Genomic DNA, 19,157 nt, shown 5'->3' with positions numbered 1-19,157 from the left:
GGCCTGGTCCCCGGTCACCGCTGCCCCGACGCGACCCGCGTCGGGGCAGTCGGCGTCTTCTGGCCACGCCCGGCGGACGAGAGGACCAGCGCGGCCAGCGCCGCGGCCAGACAGACGACCCCCGAGACACACAGGGCGCCACGTGCGCCGGTCCGGTCGGCGAGCCAGCCGGTGAGCAGCGCGCCGAAGGGCGTCGTCCCCTGGGAGATGAGTGTGTAGAGGGCCATGACCCGGCCCCGGTAGGCCGGATCGGAGCCGAGCTGGACGCGGTGGTTGGCTGATTGCGCGAAGGCCACCATGGCGCAGCCGGTGAGGCCCAGGCAGAGCAGTGCCGTGGTGAACGTAGGTGCCAGCCCGGACAAGGTCACCAGGACTGCGAAGGCCACGGCTGCGACGAGCACTGTCCGCTCCCTCGGGCGGCCCCGGCGCAGCGTGGTGGCCAGCGCGGCCAGCAGTGCCCCGGCCGCCATGGCGGCGGTCAGCAGTCCGAAGGCCGAAGCGCCGGTGCGGAAGACCGTGCGGGCCAGCAGCGGCAGGGTCACTTGGAAGTTGAATCCGACCAGGTTGACGACGGCCGTCAGGGCGAGCGGCAACAGCAGGTCGCTCCGCCCGGCCACATACCGCAGCCCCTCCACCACCCCTGCGCGTACCGGCCGTCCGTCCGCCCGGTGCAGCTCGGCGGGGCGCATGGAACGCAGGCCGGCCACCGTGGCCAGATAGCTCGCCGCGTTGAGCAGCATGACGCCGGCGACGTCCACGGTGCTGATGAGCAGGCCCGCTGTCGCGGGCCCGAGCACGCGGGCGGAGTTGAAGTACGCGGCGCTCAGGGCGGAGGCGTTCGGCACCAGGTCCGCGTCCACCAGTTCGCTGATGAACGACATCCGGGCCGGGATCTCGACCGCGTTGACGAGGCCGATGCCGACGGCACAGGCGATGATGTGCCACAACTGCGCGCGGCCGGACAGCACGGCGAGCGCCAGCGCCAGGGCGAGCAGCCCGGACGCGGTGTTCGCCGCCATCAGCAGCCGTCTCTTGTCCAGACGGTCGGCCAGTCCCCCGCCCACCAGCGTCAGGAGGAGCACCGGCGTGAACTGGGCGGCCGTGACCACGCCGAGCGCCGCGGCTGAGTTGCCGGTCATCCGCAGCACGAGCCAGTCCTGGGCGGTGAACATCATCCAGGTTCCGGTGACCGAGGCGAGCTGGCCCAGCGCGAAGAGCCGGAAGTTGCGTACCCGCAGCGAGGCGGTCATGTTCCGCAGGAGCGTCCCGCCCCTCACGGCGCGCCCGTCTCCGCGAGCGCCAGGCACTCCTCGAGGAAGGCGAGGACCCGCAGATGGTAGGTGCGGGCCGCCCGGCCCAGGCTGATGTTGTGTCCCGCGCCCGTGAGGTGTTCACTGCGGGTCACAGGCGAGCCCAGCCGGGCCGTCATTGCCCTCACAGTCCGCGGGTCGCTGCGCCACCACCGCTCGTGCTCGGCGAAGGTGAAGCGCACCGGTACCCGGACAGCCCGCGCCACACCGGGATACACGTCCGGCCAGTCGGGTATCTCGCCGGCCTCCCGCTCCGGGATGGCGGTGACCAGCGAACCGGCCAGCCGGAAGGTGCCAGGCGGGTAGAGCGCCAACGGACCCCAGTGCATCCGGTGCGGATAGCGTTCACCGCGGGCAGCCAGTTCCCGTGGGGCGACGGCCCACCGGTCGCTGACGCCGGAGACGTCCACGCCCAGCAGCCCGCCGTCGGTCCAGTGTGCCGCTGTGTGGAGTGCGACCTTTCCGCCCAGGGAGTGCCCGACGAGGAGGACACCCGCACCGCAGGGACGGCTCAGCCGGTACGCCGTCACAGCCGCGCGCAGACAGTCCGCCTGCTCCGCCAGGCTCATGCCCTCGGGCAGTTCCGAGGCCGAGCGGCCATAGCCGGGGCGGTCGAGGGCGAGGGCGACGTATCCGCAGGACGCCGCGAGGGAGAGCAGCGAGGTGGCCGGGTCGGCCCGACCGTGGAAGTACCCGGCCCGCATACCTCCTCCGTGCAGGGCGACCAGCAGGGCGCGAGGCGAGGACACGGGTTGCGCAAGCAGTCCGGAGAGGGTGACGCCGCCGCCGTCCAGCGTGATCTCGTGGACCTGGGCGTCGTCCCCGCCCGATATCGGCGCGGTGACGGTGGGACGGGGCAGGGACATGGCGACCGGCTCTCTCATCGGACGGGGACGGAAGGCGGGACAGGTACCGGGCGAGGCTCTTGCCCCGGTCTGTCAGTCGAGGCCCCGGACGATATGCGGTTCGAGGGTGGAATCGTCCGCGTCCAGGACGGACTCGTCCGGGACGGCGAGGGGAAACGGCGAGGTACCGCTGTCGGGGTGGCCCGTGTCCTCGGTCTTGTCTTCCATGTCTTCCGAGTCGTCGGTGGCGTCCATGGCGCTCTCCTCGGTGGGCGTCCTGGCCACGCCGGGAGGCGTGGCCAGGACGGAGGGGGGTCTTGGCGGCGGTTCAGGCGACGTGCGCCGTCAGGTGCGCGTTGACGGCCTCGATGAGGGAGCGGGGCGTGGTGGAGTCGGCCAGCACCGAGTCGTCCAGGGTGATGTTCCACCCGCGTTCGATCCGGCCGCCGGTCTCGAGCAGCGCGAGGGACTCGTAGCCGAGGTCCGCGAACTCCTTGTCGAGGATGTCGTCGTCGAGATCGACGTCCTCGTCGGCGCCCGCGCTTTCGAGGAGTACGCGCCGCAGGTCGTCCAGGGTGAAGACGGAGCCGCTCATGTGTATGTCCCTTCGTGGAGTGGGTGGTTTGCGTGCCGTTGCGGGTGCGGGTACGGGTACGGGTACGGGTCGCGCGGGCGCTATGCGACGTAGGGGCGCCGTTCCCTGGCTTCGTCGAGGGACTGGGCCCACCACAGGAGCTGTTCGAGCATGACCTTCGCCGCCTGGTTACTGCCGAGGGGGTCGCACGGTTCGCCGTGCTCGTCGAACTGCTTCCAGACATCGGGGAAGCTGACGCCGTCCCGGATCGTGACGGCGTGCAGCTCGGAGAAGACCAGCCTCAGTTGCTCCACGGCCCGGAGCCCGCCGGACCGGCCCCCGTAGGAGACGAATCCGACCGGCTTGGCGTACCACTCGGTGGTGTGCCAGTCGATGGCGGCCTTCAGAACCGCCGGATAGGCGTGGTTGTACTCCGCCGTCACTACGACGAAGGCGTCCGCCGCCGCCAGCCGAGCACTCACCGCCGCGAGCCTGCGGGCTGCCTCGGCGCCCGGCGGCTGGGTGATGACCACGGGGAGCGGATCGACGGCGAGTTCCAGGACGTCGATGTCGAACTGGCCGAATTCTTCGGCTTCTGAGCGGAACCACCGTACGACGGCGGGGCCGGTGCGGCTGTCGGCGGGACTGCCGGTGAGCACGGCGAGGCGGACGCGTCCTTGTGACATGGCTGACCTTTCGGGAACGGTGGCGGCCGGATGCCGGGCGACCGGTGTCGGGCGTGATCCCTCGGGCGGCACCACGGCTGCCGGTGCCACCGGGCGGGGTCAGCGCCTGCTCTCCGCGTACGCCTTGGCGTGGTTGAGGGTGGCGAGGCTGTTGGTGCTCAGGGCGGTGCGCACGTACTCCCTGGCGTCGTCGACGGTGGCCGAGCCGCCGAGGACGGCCGCGATGTTCGCGGTGTTCAGCACCACGGTGTGCTGCGAGGCGGCCACCACCTCGCCGGGGTCCTCCCGGAAGCTCCAGACACCGGTGTGCAGGGTCATCAGCGCCGGGAGGGTGACCTGCTTGTACGCGATCCTGTGGTGCGGGAAGCAGACCCGGTAGGACTTCGTGGTGTGGGTGGAGCCGTCCTTGGCCCTGGTGTCCATCTCCAGGGACTGCAGTCCCGGCTCGTCCTCGGTGAGCCGGACCGTGGCCACGTGCGGCAGCCGCTCGGGCCAGAGCTGGGCTTCGTTGATGAAGTCGTAGGCATCCTTGGCCGAGCCGGCGATCCGTACCGTGTCCTCAAAGGAGAAGGTGATGTCCTCCGAGGCATGCGCCAGCTCCACGTTCGCCTTCAGGGCGGACAGCTCGGAGCGGGAGTTGCGGTCGACGGCCCGGTCGATCCACGCCAGGGACTCGGGGTCGTCACCCACCGCGCGGTAGTCGTGCAGCAGCCGCACCCTGGACTCGGACGGGGACAGCGGTTCGATGATCCAGTCCCCTCCCATGGCCGCGACCGGAGGCGCCGAGACCTCCTGCCGGAAGCCGATCCGCAGGCTCTCGGGGTCGAGGACGCGCCGCGAGGTCCAGTTCTTCGCCTCGCCGTTGGCGGTCGCCCAGATCCGGATGCGCTCGGTGTTCCCGTGCCGCTCCACCTGGTCGACGTACAGGGTGGGCGGGAAGATCCGGGGCCAGTTGCCGACCTCGGCGAGCAGCCGGTAGACGGTCTCCGCCGGGGCCGCGACGGTGACTGTGTGCTCCACCTCTCGTGTGCCGGGCTGGGTCATGCGTGCTCCTTGGTCTCGGTTCGGGCGGTTCAGAAGTTGCCGAGGCCGCCGCAGACGTTGAGTGCCTGGGCGGTGATGGAGGCGGCGGTGTCCGAGGCCAGATAGCCGACCAGTCCCGCGACCTCGTCAGGGGTCGAGTAGCGACCGAGCGGGATCTTCGCCTGGAACTTGGTGAGGACGGCCCCCTCGTCGGTCTGCCACGCCGCGGCGTAGCCCTCGCGCACCCGTTGCGCCATGGGGGTTTCGACATAGCCGGGGCACACGGCGTTCACGGTGATGCCGGTGGGGGCCAGTTCATTGCCGAGCGCCTTGGTGAAGCCGACCACTCCATGCTTGGAGGCCGAGTAGGGAGCGCCGAGCACCACGCCCTGCTTGCCCGCCGTGGAGGCGATGTTGATGATCCGGCCCCGGCTCTTGTGCCGCATCCGGCCGGTGTTGAGCACTTCCCGGGTCATCCGGAAGACGCTGTGCAGGTTGGTGTCGATCACGTCGTGCCACAGCTCGTCGGTGATGTCAGCGGTGACCCCGCCACCGCTGCGGCCCGCGTTGTTCACGAGGACGTCCACGCTGCCGTGGCGGGCCACGGCGGTCCGGACGAACTCCTTCACACTGTCGTCGGAGCGCACGTCGAGCGGTACGCCGTCGGCCGACCAGCCCTCCGCGCGGAGCTGCTTGACCGTGCCGGCCAGCTCCTCCTGGCTGCGGGCGCCGATGAACACCTGGTGTCCCTGGGCGGCGAAGAGCCGCGCGACGGCGAGACCGATGCCGCTGGTCGCCCCTGTGATCAGTACAAGACTCTGTGCAGGCATGTCTTTCCGTTCTCGTGGGTGGGTGCGGGTCGGGGCAGGTTCAGTCGGCGGCGGTGACGACCATCGCGGAGTTGAACCCGCCGTGTCCGCGGGCCAGGACCAGTGCGGTGCGCACGTCGGCGGTACGCGGTCGTCCGGTGACCAGGTCGAGGTCGTGGGCGACCAGCGGTTCCACATTGATGGTGGGCGGGATGAGCCCCGTGCCGATGGCGAGGAACGCCGAGGCCAGGTCCAGGGGGGCGGCTCCCGAGTAGAGGCGGCCGGTCATCGTCTTCGGCGCGGTGACCGGGACGCCCCGGGCGCCGAAGACGGCGCTGAGGGCGGCTGCTTCGGCCCGGTCCAACTCCGGTACGGCCGCGGCGTCGGCGAAAACCACGTCCACCTCGGAAGGGGTCGTGCCGGCGTCCGCGAGGGCCAGGTCGACGGCCTTGCGCAGCCCCGGTTCACGTCCGCTGCCCGGCCTCGGGTCCATCGTCGCCCCGTAACCCGCGATGCGTCCGTACGGCTTCACACCACGCTCCCTGGCGGCCGCGGCCTCCTCCAGGATCAGGATCGCGCCGCCCTCTCCGGGGACATGTCCCGCCGCCTCGGCGTCGAACGGCAGATAGGCGCGGGCGGGTTCCTCGCTGCGGCTCAGCCGTCCGCTCGCGAGCTGGGCCACCCAGCCCCACGGGCAGACCGAGGCGTCCACCGCCCCGGAGACGACCAGGGGCGTGCCTTTGCGGATCTGCCGCCGAGCCTGCGCGACCGCGTCGAGGCCGCCCGCCTGGTCGCTCACGACGACGCCGCTGGGGCCCTTCATGCCGTTGCGGATGGAGATCTGGCCGCTGTTGACGGCGTAGAACCAGGCGAAGGACTGGTAGGCACTGACGTGCCGGCTGCCCTGACCCCAGAGTTTGCGCAGTTCGTTCTGCCCGAACTCGAATCCGCCCGAGGAACTGGCGGTGACCACGCCCATGTCGAAGGCGGCCATCTCCTGCGGGCGCACTCCGGCGTCCGCCAGAGCCCAGTCGGTGGCGGCCAGCGCCATCCTGGTCATCCGGTCGGTCTGCGGGAGCAGACGGCTGGGCAGGTGCTCCTGCGCCACGAAACCCGGCACCTCTCCGGCGAGCCGGGACGGGTAGGGGGTCGGATCGAACCGGGTGATCCGGCCGATGCCGCTCTTGCCGCCGCAGACAGCGTCCCAGTAGTCCTGCGTCCCGAGTCCGTTGGGTGCCGCAACGCCGAGTCCGGTCACCACCACCGGCGCTGTCATGCCGTCCTCCTCTCGGGCCGGGCCAGGACCATGGCGCTCTGAAAGCCGCCGAAGCCGCTGCCGACCGTCAGGACGGCGTCCGTGACCTGGTCCCGGGCTTCGAGCGGCACGTAGTCGAGATCGCACTCGGGGTCCGGGGTGTGCAGGTTCGCGGTGGGCGGTACGACGTTGTGCTCCATGGCCAGGGCGGAGGCCGCGATCTCGATGGAACCGATCGCGCCGAGCGAGTGCCCGACCATCGACTTGATGGAGCTCACCGGGGTCCGGTACGCGTGGTCGCCAAGGCTCTTCTTGAACGCGGCCGTCTCGTGCCGGTCGTTCTGCTTGGTGCCCGAGCCATGGGCGTTGATGTAGTCGATGGCCTCGGCCGGCATCCGGGCTTCGTCCAGTGCCACCTGGATCGCCTCGGCCATTTCCGCGCCGTCCGGACGGAGCCCGGTCATGTGATAGGCATTGCTGCGCGTGGCATAGCCGGCTATCTCCGCGTAAATATGTGCTCCCCTGCTCCTGGCGTTCTCCAGCTCCTCCAGGACGAATACTGCGGATCCCTCTCCGAGCACGAATCCGTTTCGGGTTCCGTCGAACGGCCGGGAGGCGGACTCGGGCGCTTCACTGCGCGGAGTGGTCGCCTTGATCGCGTCGAAACAGGCCATGGTGATGGGGGAGATCGGGGCGTCCGCGGAGCCCGCGATCACGACGTCGGCGGATCCCTCGCGAATGAGGTCGACGGCATATCCCACAGAATCGATCCCGGAAGTGCAGCCGGTGGACACCATGGAGCTGGGGCCCTCCGCGCCCACCGCCCAGGCCACTTCGGCCACGAAGGAGCTGGGTACCAGGTAGTCGTACAGATGGGGGGCCGCGTAGGCGTGGTCCACCAGTTCGAGCCGGCCCCCGTCGCTGACCACCCGGTACTCCTCGTCGAGGCCCATGGTGGCGCCCACCGCGCTGCCCACGGTGACGCCGACACGGTACGGGTCGACCTCGCCGGGGACGATGCCGCTGTCGGCGACCGCGCCGCGCGCCGCGACCACGGCGAACTGGGCGGCCCGGTCCATCCGCCGGATCTCCTGTGGCCCGAGGCCGTGTTCCCACGGATCGAAGTCGACTTCCGCCGCCACCTTGGAGCGGAAGGGCGTGGGGTCGAAGAAGGTGATGCCGCGCGTCGCTGTGCGGCCTTCGCTGATGAGACTCCAGAAGTTCTTGGCGCCGACTCCTCCGGGTGCCAGCACCTCCATGCCCGTGATGACCACGCGTCGGCCGCTCATACGGACACCAGAGACCAGGAAATTCGCATACGTCGTTCATCCTCCACAGCTGAATTCGCCTCTGAGAACATTCTTGTTCGGCGCGGCCCAGGGCTTCAATATGAACAAGTGCAGAGCTTCGTCAATTTGGTTCACGTATTGTCATGCAGCTGGGGCGGCATGCAAAAAGCTCCGGGACCGGAGCGGAAGTCGGAACTTCCGCTCCGATCCCGGAGCTTTTCCAGCCTGTTACCGGCCGATGAATTCTACGTCCGGAAACCGGAAGAGATTTCGTCCCCCGCGGAGGGCATCCTGGCGAAGAGCAGGACGATTGCGATGAGCGTGGCCAGGCCCGCCGCGGCCAGGAACCCCGTCGTGCTCGACGTGGCCCCGATCACCGGCCCGAGCAGCAGGGGGGAGAGGAACTGGCCGCCGAAGATGACGGTCCCGGCCAGCGCGGCCGCGCGGCCCCGCAGAGCACTGGGCGCGTTCTCGTTGATCAGCACGGTGAGCGAGGGCAGCGAGAGTCCCTGACCGATCCCGAGAAGTGCGGGCCCCGCCAGCAGCAGCGCGGGGTGGCCGGCCGTGCCGAGGACCAGGAAGGCACCGGCCCAGGCGAGGGCGGCGACGCGCAACAGGGCCGGATAGCTGAGCCGGGCGCGCACCGCCGCGTAGACCAGCCCCACCAGACTGCCGACGGCGCTGGTGACCACCACGGAGTACAGCGACACCATGAGCGGTTCGCGGATGTCGAGTTCGGCGAGCCGCCGCGGCAGGAACACCACCATGGCGTACAGGAATACGGACGATGCGGCCTGGAGCGCGTAGAAGCCGAGGAGCACGGGACTGCGCCGCACCAGCGTGACGAGCCCGCCGGTGCCGGCCGCGGGATTGCCCCGGGTCCGGGGCAGGACCAGCAGCGCCAGCAGGCCGAGCGGCAGTCCGACGAGGTACACCGCGAAGGGGGCACGCCAGGAGATCCCTCCGAGCGCACCGCCCAGCAGCGGCCACATCACACCACCGACGCTGTTGGCCGCCGACCGCCAGCCCATCACCCGGTCCCTGCGGGGTCCCTGGAACAGTTGCAGCAACGCGACGGTGGTGCCCGTGAAGACGGCGGCGGCCCCGATGCCGAAGACCAGCCTGCCTGCTATCAGGACCGGATAGGAGGTGGCGAACAGGCCCATGGACCCGCCGAGTCCGTAGAGGACCAGGCCCCAGGCCAGTGGTGTCCGTACCCCCCTGCGGTCGATCAGCCGGCCCACCAGCGGGCTGACCACGGCGACGGCCAGCGCGTGGGCGGTCACGACGAGGCCGGCCTCGGTACCACTGATTCCGAGGTCGCCGCGGATCACCTCCACCACGGGGGAGATGACCGAGCCCGCCATGACCCCCAGCGTGGAGGCGAGCAGGAGCGTGACCAGCGCACCGGTGCGGCGCGGCTCCTTCGGCCCGGGAGCCTGCCCGCCCGGAGGGCCTGCCCCGGGCGTGGCCACCGTTTCACCGGAGGGCGGCTCGGCACGACCGGTCATGACGCGGCGGGGGCAGCGGGCCGCCCCCGGCGGGCGCGCACGCCCGAGGCATTGCGGGACGAATGATCCATGAGAGGTACCTCGGTTTCTGACGGATGCCGGGCAGGGGAGCCAAGGAAGCGGACGACGCCCCGGGTGCGTGCCCCGCGCACCCGGGACGGCGGCAGGATCAGCCGACCGTCAGGACGACCTTGCCCCTGCCATGGCCCGACTCGACGTCACGGTGCGCCTCGGCCGCCTGCTCCAGCGGATAGGTGGCCCGCACGTGGATGCGCAGCGTCCCCTGCACATAGAGCGACACCAGGGCGTCCAGCCGCTTCGCCGAACGCTGGCTCCCGATCCAGCGGGCGCCGAGCTGCTCGTAGGCCTCGACGGACGTGATGGTGCCGACCCGGTCGATGTCCTTGACCAGCTCCACCGCGGCCCGCAGGCCATCCGCACTCGCCGCGTCCAGCGCCGCGTCCACGCCGTGCGGAGCCAGCTCCCGGACCCGTTCGACCAGGCCCTCCCCATACGTGACCGGGATCGCGCCCAGCTCGCGCAGGTAGTCGTGGTTCGCCTCGCTCGCGGTACCGATGACCGTGGCGCCGAGCGAGCGGGCGATCTGCACCGCGACGGTACCGACCCCGCCGGCGGCACCGTTGACGAGGAAGGTGTCGTTCTCCCCGACCCTCAGGACCTCCACCGCCGTATGCGCCGCCTGCCCGGCCCCGGACAGCCCCCCCGCGACGTCCCAGGGCATGGAGACCGGCTTGGCGACCACCTGGTCGGCCGGGACCACCACGTACTCGGCATAGGTGTGCTGGGTGCGGAAACCCAGCACTTCGGTGCCGGCCTCGACGCCCAGCACTCCCTCACCGGTCTGGTCGACAATCCCTGCGAACTCGCCCCCCGTGATGTGCGGGAACTCGATGGCGAAGCCAGGAGCGCGGCGGCCGGAGCGGACCGCGCAGTCGATGGGCTGAACCCCCGCGGTCCGGACCTTGACCCGTACCTCCCCCGGTCCGGCCTGTGGCGCCGGGACGGAGACCGCCTCCAGTACCTCGGGGCCCCCGAAGGAGGAAAATACCGCTGCTCGCATGGAAGACAACCTTTCGTGGCGTTCCCCGCCGCCCGGTCCGGCGGAAGGACTGGATCAACTCTGGTTCCTCAAGCGCAGTTGAGGTCAAGGGGACCGGGACAGGCCGGGAGGGAGCTGGACACCCCCTCCCGGCCCTCGTACGCGGCCTCCCGGCTGTCGGCTCCCGGAACCTCGGGGAGACCCACTGCCCGGAGGTGAGACCTACTGCCCGGAGCCGTCGTGCTGAAGGCTGCGATGCCGCACCAGCCATCCGTTGCCGTCGGGCACCAGATGGTCCCGGCAGACGACACTGGCGAAGATCTCCAGCGGCCCGCCCAGCCGGGTGCGCATCGCCAGGGCATAGGAACGGGTGCGCAGGGTGCCGTCCGGCTGGGCGCGCACATCCAGCATTCCGAGCCAGTGCCGGAAGTCGGTCTGCTCGGCCTCCAACCGGTCGGCCCGCTTCCGGCAGGACGCGGCGATGGCCGCCCGGCCCCGCAGCGGTTCCATCCGGCTGGCCTCTTCGAATACCGCGTCCTCGGCGAAGGTGGCGGCCCACTCCTCGGCCTTGCGGTCGTCGATCAGTCCCATCTGCCATGCGTAGAACTGCTGGATCCGGGCGTACAGCTCCGCCGTCACGAAGTCGTCCCTCGCCGGTACCGCGGGTGCGCTGGGAACGCTCATCTGTGTCTCACCTCTCTGTGCTGGTACGGGACTTCGGAACTGGTCAGGGCTGTACGGTCGTGCTCGACAGCGTCACCGGCGTCGCGGGGTCCGGGTAGCACTGGGTGGGGTTGAACTCGGACGTGGTGGGGTCCAGCGACCGCAGGGCCAGACCCGGGTCGCCGAAGTCCGTACCGGCGGCCTCGGTGGTCAGCACACCCGATTCGGGCGCCGTCACGGTGGCCGTGATCACCGGGAGCTGGAAGGTCTGGCCACCGAAGAAGGGCCCACTGGCGGTGATGTACGCCGTGTCGTCCTCCACCTCGACGGTCTGTTGCGAGTCCCCCAGGTTGCTGCCGCCCGAGAGCGCGACGTCCACCAGCTCACTGCCCTCGGGCAGGGTGACCCCGACCGTGATCTCGCGGACCTCCTGCTGGTACTCGGGGTTGAGGGTGAACGACGACAGTTCGTAGGAAACGTCGAACGGCGCGCCGGCGGAGACTGTGGCCGGGGCCACGACGTCCCAGGTCCGGGTGGAGCTGTAGGACATCCAGGCGCCCTCTCGGTAGGCCTGGCACAGATAGCCGACCTGGGACTCGGCCGCGGACGCCGGGGCGGCGGCCAGCGCCAGGGGCGCCGTCACGGCGAAGAGCGCGGCGAGGACGGTGCGGGCCTTCCAGCGGCTGGTCTTCTTCATGGGAGTACTCCTTGTAGTGTGCGTATCGGGTTGGCCGTGCGGATCCGTGGCCCGGGGTACGGGCGGGGGAACGCCGGTCGTCATGCGGCCTGCGGGCGGCCGTCTCACCAGAGGAGGCCCCCATTGACCTCCAGGACATGGCCGTTCACATAGGAGCTGTCGTCGCCGGCCAGGAAGACCGCCGCCGATGCCACCTCGTCGCCCCGGCCCATGCGGCCGGAGGCGAGCTTGGTCCGGTACTTCTGCCAGACCGCCTCGTTCTGCTTGAGCTGTACGCCCATGCCCTCGTCGATGAAGCCGGGCGAGAGGCAGTTGGCGGTGATGCCGTCCGCCGCGAGTTCGACGGCGAGGACCTTGGTGAACGCCTCCACCGCCGCCTTGCTGGCGCCGTATGCGGCAGCGCCGGGCGCGAACCGGCTGCCGAGCACCGAGGAGACGGTGATCAAGCGGCCCGCCGGGCTCTTCCGCAGATACGGGACGGCGGCCTGGGCGCAGTGGAAGGCGCCCGTGACATTCGTGTCGAGCACTTCCGCCCAGTGCGCCGGGGCGAGCTTCTCCACCGCTCCGGGGCGGCTCACGCCGGCGTTCGCCACCACGATGTCGACGCCACCGAAACGGTCGGCGGCGGCGCTCATGAGGTCCCGGGTGGAGGCGGGATCGCGAACGTCGACCGGGTGGAACGCGACGCGGTCACCGTCCGCCTCCTGTTCCGCACGCCAGTCGCCCTGCTCCCGGGAGGCCACGACGACGTCGGCGCCCTCCTGGAGGAACATCCGGGCGATACGTGAGCCGAGTCCCCGGGTGCCACCGGTGACGACGGCCGTCTTGCCGCTGAGTTGCGTCATGGCGTCCGCTCCTGCTCGGTGTTCGCCGCCGCCAGGGCCCGGAGCACGGCGTTCTGCCGGGTGTCCCGGGCCCGGACCAGTTCGTCGTAGGACCGGTCACCGAAGGCGTCGTCGGCCTGGGCGATGAGGGTCGCGATGGTGTCCTTGTCCATCGGGGGCCGGCCCAGCAGCTCCCAGCCCTGCTCCAGCCCGGCGCCCAGCGTGTTCAGCCACTGGCGCAGACCGCCTTCGCCACCGCCCAGGTGGAAGGCGAGGAAGGGCCCGACGGTGGCCCAGCGCAGCCCGATGGAGCTGGTCACCACCTCGTCCAGCTCCTGGACGGTGACCACGCCCTCTCGCACGAGGTGGACGCTCTCGCGCAACAGAGCGGACTGGAGGCGGTTGGCGGCGAAGGCGAGGATCGGCCGCCGCAGCACGACGGGAGTCCTGCCCGCCTCGCGGTAGAACGCGACCGCGTCCTCGACGGCGGCGGGGTCGGTCGCCTCACCGGCGACGACCTCGACCAGCGGCACCACGTGGGGCGGGTTGAAGGGGTGGCCCACCACGAGGCGGGAGGGGTCCGCCATCAGCGTGCCGAGGTCGTCGGGGCTGAAGGTGGAGGTCGAGGAGAGGATCAGCGCACCGGTCCCAGCCGCCTTGCCTATGCGGGCGAACAACTCCCGCTTGAGCTCCAGGTTCTCAGGGATGTTCTCCACGACGACGTCGGCGCCGGCCACCGCTCGTTCCAGGTCCGGTTCGAAGGTGAGGAGGGAATCGAAGGTACGGGGGTCGTGGGTGCCCTCGGGCAGGAAGGGGGCGAACAGTTCGATGCCCCGGCGGACGGCCGAGGGCGCTTCGGGACGACGGCTGTTGACCCGTACCCGCATCCCGTGGCCGAGAAAGAGGGTGATCCAGCCCAGTCCGATGGTGCCCGCTCCGATGACGGTCACGGTACGTCGCTGCTGTGTCATGGTGTGCTCCCTGTCGCGCATTCAGCGGTGGAAGAGCTTGGGAATGACGTCCTCGGCCATCAGCCGCATGGTGGTGGCGGCTTGCTCGAAGGAGAGATGGCCGGAGTGGACGCCGAGGCTGATGACGATGTCGTCGCCGAACCACTCGGCGATCTGCTCCAGGTCGGCACGCACCTGGTCGGGGGAGCCGATGAGGAGCTTGCGCGCGGCCAGCTTGTCCTCGAAGTGCGACTCCCGGGTGGCCGCGAAGAGCTTCTCGTAGCCCGGATAGGCCGAGCTGGTGGTGTTCCCCCAGGCGGCCACGGCCTGGTGAATCGCCGCCGTGTTCCGGTCGTCGTCGTAACGCCCCATACGGCGGGCGCTCCCACCGTCGTCGGCGACGACGCAGGGATAGCTGAAGTGGATCTGCTCGCTGCCCGGGGCGTGCCCCGCCGCGATCCGCTCGGAGCGGAAGACGTCCAGCCTGTTCTGCAGCTCCTCGGTGGACATGACGTTGGGCACCGTCTGGAGATGGTGGCCGTCCCGTCCGGCGGCCGCGCAGGACTCGGCGCTGCGGGCCGTGGTGACGAACACCGGGGGGTGCGGCTGCTGCACGGGACGCGGGAGCAGGGTGACGGGGCCGAACTGGTGGAACCGCCCCTCGAAGACGACATCCTCCTCGGTCCACAGCCGCTTGATCGCCTCGACGCCCTCCTTGAAGCGGTCCTGGCTCTCGTCCATCGGCACGCCGAATGCCTTGAACTCGTCGGGCAGGAAGGCTCGGCCGAGGGCGGCGTCGAGCCGGCCCTTGGAGATGTTGTCGAGCATGGCGAGCTTGCCGGCCAGCTTCACCGGGTGCTGGAAGGCGGGGATGGTGGCGCTGGTTCCCAGCCGCAGGCGCTTGGTGCGACCGGCAGCCGCGGCCAGGAAGGTGGTGGGGTCGGGGCTGTAGCCGCCGTAGGGGAAGAAGTAGTGCTCCACGATCTTCACGTGGAGCAGTTCCAGCTCTTCGGCGAGGTCGACGAGGCGCAGGCATTCGTCGAAGTACTGCTCGGCGGACTTGTCCTCAGGGCCGACAGTGGGGAAGAAAACGATGCCGAACTTCATCCTGTGCTCCTTGTCGTGTCATCGGGTGAGAGCGGGGCGGGACGTCGCGCGGGCGGGCGGGACGCGGCAGTCAGGGGCGGGCCGCGGCGCTGAGGAGGTGCCCTCCGTAGGCGACGCCCGCAGGATCGAACCGGAGGGCGACATGGCCGGCGATGCCGTGCACATCACGCCAGACGCGCTGGAGCGGACCGGGCGGCAGCTGCCCCGCGGTGCCGACCGTGCGGTAGAGCCGTTCCACCTCGTCCAGCAGGAGTTCGACCGCCAGGGCGCAGTCGGCCGGGTTGCGCAGTTCTTCGGTGGTACTCGGCGAGGCGGCGTCCGCCACCTGCGCCGCGCGGCGCAGCAACAGCTCGGCCGTGTCGATGCCGGCGACCGCCCGGGCGGCGACGAGGCGCGGGCCGGGTTCCTGGCCCGCACGGCCGGCCGTGCGGGCCAACCAGGCGTCCAGCGCGGCGCGGGCCGCTCCCAGGGCCGGCGCGGCGAACAGCAGTCCGCTGAGTACACGCAGCGGGACCGTGTGGCAGCGTGCGACAGAGGTGGTGGCGACGCCCTTGAGCATGGCCTCGCGCAGGAAACCCCGGTGGCGGGGGACGTACGCCTCTTCGACGATCAGGGTGTTGCTGCCCGTCGCTCTCATGCCCAGCGGGTGCCAGGTGTCGGCGATCCGGTAGTCCGCGCGCGGTAATGCGAAGAACCTTGTCTCGGGCCCGTCCTCGCCGGGCACCTGGGCGCAGACCAGGGCCCAGTCGGAGATGGCGACGCCACTGGTGAAGTCCCACTCCCCGGAGACCAGCCATCCGTCGCCGTGCCTGGTAGCCGTGCCGCGGGGCATGAGGGCGCCGACGATCACGGTGTCGGGTCCGTCGGCCCACATCTCCCGCTGGCCCTCGACCGGCAGACAGGCGCCCATCCGGGCTGCCCCGGCGATGACGGAAGCGCACCAGGCGGCGGAGGCGCATCCCGCGCCGAGGGTCGCGGCGCCGCTGAGCAGATCCGTGGCCGTGCCGGCGGTGCCGCCCCACTCCAGGGGGACGAAGTGACGTGCGAAGCCGGCTTCCAGGATCGCGTCGACGACGGGTGACGGCAGTGCGCGCGCCGAGTCCGCCTCGGCGGCGTGGAGCAGCGCCGTCTCCGCGGCCTTTTCCGCCAGAACGGGCAGTTGGGCGCTGGGCGTCGGCTGGGATGGCATGGGTTCCTTCCTGTGCGCTTCGAGGTGTGGGCGGCCGGGTCCACCCGGCCCGGCAGCGGGCGGCAACGGGTCAGGCCGCGCACTCCGGCAGGCGCCCGTGGTACTCGACCATCGATGCGAAGAGCTGTTCGACGTCGAGTCGGCTACCGAGGGCCTCCCCCCGCGCCTCCGCGTACGCGCGGTGCAGGTTGGGCACCAGCCGCTCGGCGTCGAGCAGATCGCCGTACGGCCCCAGATCGGTTTCGCGCGCGGCCTCCAGGGGGCTCAGGCCCGCGGCGAGGCCGTCGGCAGCCGTCCGCTGCACCAGGCGCAGATATCCGCACGTCTCGTCCAGGATCTCCGGTCCGGCGACGGGTCCGTGGCCGGACACCACCGTCTCGGCTCCCAGCGCCCGGAGCTCCTCGATCACCGCGAGGGAGCCTGCTACGGAACCGGTCAGGCAGAAGGGGGTCACGCCCGACATGACGACATCCCCTGTGAACAGGACCCGCTGTTCCGGAAGCCAGACCAAAGTGTCGTTGGTGGTGTGGGCGACACCCAGGTGCAGGAGTTCGACCGGGATGTCACCGAGGTGCAGCGTCATCCGGTCGCGGAAGGTCAGGGCGGGGAGCTCCACGGCGATCTCGCCCCAGTGGACGTCGGGCCACAGTCCGGTCAGATGGAGTCCTGCCACGGCCATCTCCGCACGGGTCCGCTCATGGGCGATGATCACGGCGGTGTCCGTGAACTGGCTGTTGCCGAAGGTGTGGTCGCCGTGCGGATGGGTGTTGACGAGGTATCGGGGAGGCGTCCGGGTGATCCGGCCCACCGACTCCTTGAGCGCCCGTGCCCGGACCTGGGTGGCTGCCGTGTCGATCAGGGCCGTATGACCGGCGGGGGCGATGATCCCCGCGTTGTTCAGGCACCATCCGCCGTCGGGCTGTACGTAGGCGAAGACGTGCTCCGCGACCTGCTGGACACGGAAGACCGGCGCACGGCGGCTTTCGGCTGCTGTTCCCATGGGAGTACTCCTGACTCGTTCCGTCGTCGGCCGCCCTGAGGCGCGGGCGAAGGGCAGCTGCACGCCTGCGTCGCACCGGCCCTGTCCTTCACCGGTGGAGGAGGGCGCGATCTCATCCCGCTGTCGCGCAGACGTGACTTGGCCCGTGCTGATACGGGCCGGGCCGCCGTCCAGTGGTGTTCCAGCTCCGTGCGCCGGAAGCTGCGTCCATGCTTCTGCGGCGGCGCAGCGCGGCTCAAGGTGTCTTGGATCAAGCCTCGGTGAGGTAGTGCAGAACTCCCACAACTACGTGTGGCGTGGGGCAGATCGGTGTCAGATCCGCGTGAACGCCGCTCTTCGAGCGCGGTTCGCCCGGCCTGCGGCGCGCCGTCCACGAAACGCCCGCATGGGGCCGGGTGCCGCGCGGCAGATCTGGTTACCTCTCCCGGGTGCGGGCCGGCGAACTCGAGTCCCCGTCCTCTTCCTTCGGCACCGAGCCGTTCCTGGGGCGAGGTGCGGCGAGCGGCAGCAGGCCGGCCATGTATGCCTTGGAGACCGCGTCGAGACGGGACACTGCCCCCAGCTTTCGGAATGCGGCGTGCATATGCCGTTTGACGGTTCCGGTGGTGATGCCCAGGAGTCGGGCGATCTGCTGGTTGGTCATCGCCTCGGCGGCGGCGCTCAGTACCTCCGACTCGCGCCGGGAGAGCGGGGAGGCCGGCTGCTCCGCCGGGTACCGTACGGCCCCGGCAGCCAGCGTGCGCACCGTCTTGAGCAGCACTTCCCGCCCGGCGTCGCGAGGCAGTATCCGGTGCGTGACGCGCAGCACGGCCGGTACGGTCACGCAGGTCGTCGGTGTGAGCACGATGGCGGTTTGGGGTACCAGTCCGCGCAGGGTGCGCAGCGTGTGCAGGACGGTGCCCGGTGTCGACCACGGTTCCAGCAGAATGACGTCAGGCCGCAGCTCGGTAGCCAGGTAGAGCGTGTCGGAGGCACTCGCGACCGTGGCCAGCACGCGAATGTCCCGCTGCGCCCCGAGCAGCCCCGCCATGGCGTCCTGGAGCAGCCGGTGCTCGCCCGCCAGAAGGACCCGTATGGGTCTCACGGCTCACAGCCAGGAGTGCTGTCGGGCAGGCGGGCGTCTGCCGTGGGACGCGGATGTCTGTCAGGCGGTACGGAAGGCGAATGCCGACTGAGCACAGTGAGCAGATCCTCTGTCAGTCATGTGCGGTCACGTGACGAGTGTTCAGGTCCGTCGTGAAGGCGCCGGTCGGGCGCTTGCCGACCCGTACATCGGGCATGCCGACCGGGCCATGAAACCTTCCGGCGTCCATGGACGATCCGCATCGAGACCCCTCCCAGTCGCAGGGACATCCACTGCGCTTCCCTGCCGACACGTGTCATCACTGACCGGTCAAGTCTCCCGCAAGGTCTGACAAAAGATGTCGGCCAGCCTTAGCAGGATGCGTTGAAGCCACCACAGAGCGCAACGTGGGAAAAGGCACGTTTGGGTCTTGCGTTACGCCGACATTCGCGTTTCGCGTGTGGCGCGTCCTGCCCCGAAGCCGGTTGACCTGAATCGCACTTGAGGTTCTAGGTTCTCGGTACTTCCGCATCTGCGGAACCGGGTGCACCGGCGTGAACCGTCAGTTTGCGGCCTCCCCGCGCCCCGTCCCCTCACAGAAACCGAGGACCACATGTCCAGCAGCCCCCTCAAGGTGGGCGTCGTCATCGGCAGTGTCCGCCCCGGACGCTTCGCCGACACCGTCGCCGACTGGGTCATCTCTCAGGCCCGCGGACGCGAAGACATGGTGGTCGAAGTCATCGACCTGTCCGAACCGGCCCTTGTGGAGGAATTGAAGCTCAGCCTCGAACCCGCGGAGGGCCCGGGGAGGGCCCCTCGCCTGGACAGGCGCATCGCGGGCCAGGAGGCGTACGTCGTGATCACGCCCGAGTACAACCACGGGTATCCCGCCTCACTGAAGCTCGCCATCGACTACGTCTACGGCGAGTGGCGCGCCAAGCCGGTCTCCTTCGTCTCGTACGGCGGGCTGGCCGGCGGCCAGCGGGCGGTCGAGCAACTCCGCCAGGTCTTCGCCGAGATGCACGCCGTCACCCTCCGCGACACGGTCAGCTTCCACAACGCCTGGGAGCGGTTCGACAACGAGGGCAACCCGCTGGACACCGAAAGCGTCACCAAAGCGGCCTCGGTCATGTTCGACCAGCTGATGTGGTGGGGACTGACCCTGCGTGAGGGCCGCGCCGTACGCCCCTACCAGGCGTGAGGTGAAGACTGTGAGCAGCGGACGCGGGCAGGAACGAGGCCGCTGGCAGGGTCCGGAACCAGGCCACTGACAACGCGGGGCCGCGCCGATGCGGGCGCCAC

20 protein-coding genes are annotated in these 19,157 nt (G+C 70.3%); 1 reads left to right on the top strand and 19 read right to left on the bottom strand.

Annotated features, from left to right (window positions below; genetic code table 11):
* Positions 1–14 precede the first annotated feature (14 nt).
* The 19 genes from Q4V64_RS27225 to Q4V64_RS27135 form a co-directional block, all read right to left on the bottom strand.
* Positions 15–1,250 (bottom strand): MFS transporter, encoded by a 1,236-nt coding sequence (locus Q4V64_RS27225; protein WP_124440011.1) that lies wholly within the window; start codon positions 1,248–1,250, stop codon positions 15–17.
* 23 nt (positions 1,251–1,273) lie between these two features.
* Entirely contained in the window at positions 1,274–2,176 is a 903-nt protein-coding gene (locus Q4V64_RS27220; protein ID WP_124440012.1) for an alpha/beta hydrolase, read from the bottom strand.
* Between the two features lie 72 nt (positions 2,177–2,248).
* A complete protein-coding gene (locus Q4V64_RS27215; protein WP_124440013.1) occupies positions 2,249–2,440 on the bottom strand; it encodes a hypothetical protein in 192 nt (63 codons plus the stop codon).
* Positions 2,441–2,483: 43 nt separating this feature from the next.
* Positions 2,484–2,750 (bottom strand): phosphopantetheine-binding protein, encoded by a 267-nt coding sequence (locus Q4V64_RS27210; protein ID WP_124440014.1) that lies wholly within the window; start codon positions 2,748–2,750, stop codon positions 2,484–2,486.
* A gap of 80 nt (positions 2,751–2,830) precedes the next feature.
* A complete protein-coding gene (locus Q4V64_RS27205; protein WP_124440015.1) occupies positions 2,831–3,415 on the bottom strand; it encodes an NAD(P)H-dependent oxidoreductase in 585 nt (194 codons plus the stop codon).
* 99 nt (positions 3,416–3,514) lie between these two features.
* Positions 3,515–4,459, bottom strand: coding sequence for an aromatase/cyclase (locus Q4V64_RS27200; protein WP_124440016.1), 945 nt, complete (start codon positions 4,457–4,459; stop codon positions 3,515–3,517).
* A 29-nt stretch (positions 4,460–4,488) separates the two neighbouring features.
* Positions 4,489–5,268, bottom strand: coding sequence for a 3-oxoacyl-ACP reductase FabG (fabG, locus tag Q4V64_RS27195; protein WP_124440017.1), 780 nt, complete (start codon positions 5,266–5,268; stop codon positions 4,489–4,491).
* A gap of 40 nt (positions 5,269–5,308) precedes the next feature.
* On the bottom strand, positions 5,309–6,523 hold the full coding sequence (locus Q4V64_RS27190) for a ketosynthase chain-length factor (RefSeq protein WP_124440018.1): 1,215 nt from the start codon (positions 6,521–6,523) through the stop codon (positions 5,309–5,311).
* Complete coding sequence (locus Q4V64_RS27185) at positions 6,520–7,791, bottom strand: beta-ketoacyl-[acyl-carrier-protein] synthase family protein (protein ID WP_124440019.1); 1,272 nt, start codon at positions 7,789–7,791, stop codon at positions 6,520–6,522. Before Q4V64_RS27185 ends, Q4V64_RS27190 begins: the two co-directional genes overlap by 4 nt.
* Before the next feature lie 245 nt (positions 7,792–8,036).
* Positions 8,037–9,266, bottom strand: a complete 1,230-nt coding sequence (locus Q4V64_RS27180) for an MFS transporter (RefSeq protein WP_216377611.1) — start codon at positions 9,264–9,266, stop codon at positions 8,037–8,039.
* 205 nt (positions 9,267–9,471) lie between these two features.
* A complete protein-coding gene (locus Q4V64_RS27175; RefSeq protein WP_124440021.1) occupies positions 9,472–10,383 on the bottom strand; it encodes an NADP-dependent oxidoreductase in 912 nt (303 codons plus the stop codon).
* Positions 10,384–10,584: 201 nt separating this feature from the next.
* Positions 10,585–11,046 carry a nuclear transport factor 2 family protein gene (locus Q4V64_RS27170; RefSeq protein WP_172629188.1) on the bottom strand — a complete coding sequence of 154 codons (462 nt, stop codon included), beginning with the start codon at positions 11,044–11,046 and terminating at the stop codon, positions 10,585–10,587.
* A gap of 43 nt (positions 11,047–11,089) precedes the next feature.
* Positions 11,090–11,722, bottom strand: a complete 633-nt coding sequence (locus tag Q4V64_RS27165; RefSeq protein WP_124440022.1) for a hypothetical protein — start codon at positions 11,720–11,722, stop codon at positions 11,090–11,092.
* Positions 11,723–11,826: 104 nt separating this feature from the next.
* On the bottom strand, positions 11,827–12,567 hold the full coding sequence (locus Q4V64_RS27160; protein ID WP_124440023.1) for an SDR family NAD(P)-dependent oxidoreductase: 741 nt from the start codon (positions 12,565–12,567) through the stop codon (positions 11,827–11,829).
* Entirely contained in the window at positions 12,564–13,517 is a 954-nt protein-coding gene (locus tag Q4V64_RS27155; protein WP_124440024.1) for a 3-hydroxyacyl-CoA dehydrogenase NAD-binding domain-containing protein, read from the bottom strand. The genes Q4V64_RS27160 and Q4V64_RS27155 overlap by 4 nt, the downstream gene beginning before the upstream one ends.
* 21 nt (positions 13,518–13,538) lie before the next feature.
* Positions 13,539–14,603, bottom strand: a complete 1,065-nt coding sequence (locus Q4V64_RS27150) for an LLM class flavin-dependent oxidoreductase (protein WP_124440025.1) — start codon at positions 14,601–14,603, stop codon at positions 13,539–13,541.
* Positions 14,604–14,673: 70 nt separating this feature from the next.
* Positions 14,674–15,792, bottom strand: a complete 1,119-nt coding sequence (locus Q4V64_RS27145; RefSeq protein WP_124440026.1) for a hydrolase — start codon at positions 15,790–15,792, stop codon at positions 14,674–14,676.
* A gap of 70 nt (positions 15,793–15,862) precedes the next feature.
* Positions 15,863–16,792 (bottom strand): MBL fold metallo-hydrolase, encoded by a 930-nt coding sequence (locus Q4V64_RS27140; protein WP_124440027.1) that lies wholly within the window; start codon positions 16,790–16,792, stop codon positions 15,863–15,865.
* 415 nt (positions 16,793–17,207) lie between these two features.
* Positions 17,208–17,876 (bottom strand): response regulator transcription factor, encoded by a 669-nt coding sequence (locus Q4V64_RS27135; RefSeq protein WP_124440028.1) that lies wholly within the window; start codon positions 17,874–17,876, stop codon positions 17,208–17,210.
* Positions 17,877–18,468: 592 nt separating this feature from the next.
* Here Q4V64_RS27135 and Q4V64_RS27130 point away from each other — a divergent pair.
* Positions 18,469–19,056, top strand: a complete 588-nt coding sequence (locus tag Q4V64_RS27130; RefSeq protein ID WP_124440029.1) for an NAD(P)H-dependent oxidoreductase — start codon at positions 18,469–18,471, stop codon at positions 19,054–19,056.
* The last annotated feature ends 101 nt before the right edge of the window (positions 19,057–19,157 follow it).

This window comes from Streptomyces sp. NL15-2K, assembly GCF_030551255.1.
Classification (GTDB): domain Bacteria; phylum Actinomycetota; class Actinomycetes; order Streptomycetales; family Streptomycetaceae; genus Streptomyces.
This window is presented reverse-complemented; position numbering and strand designations above follow the sequence as displayed.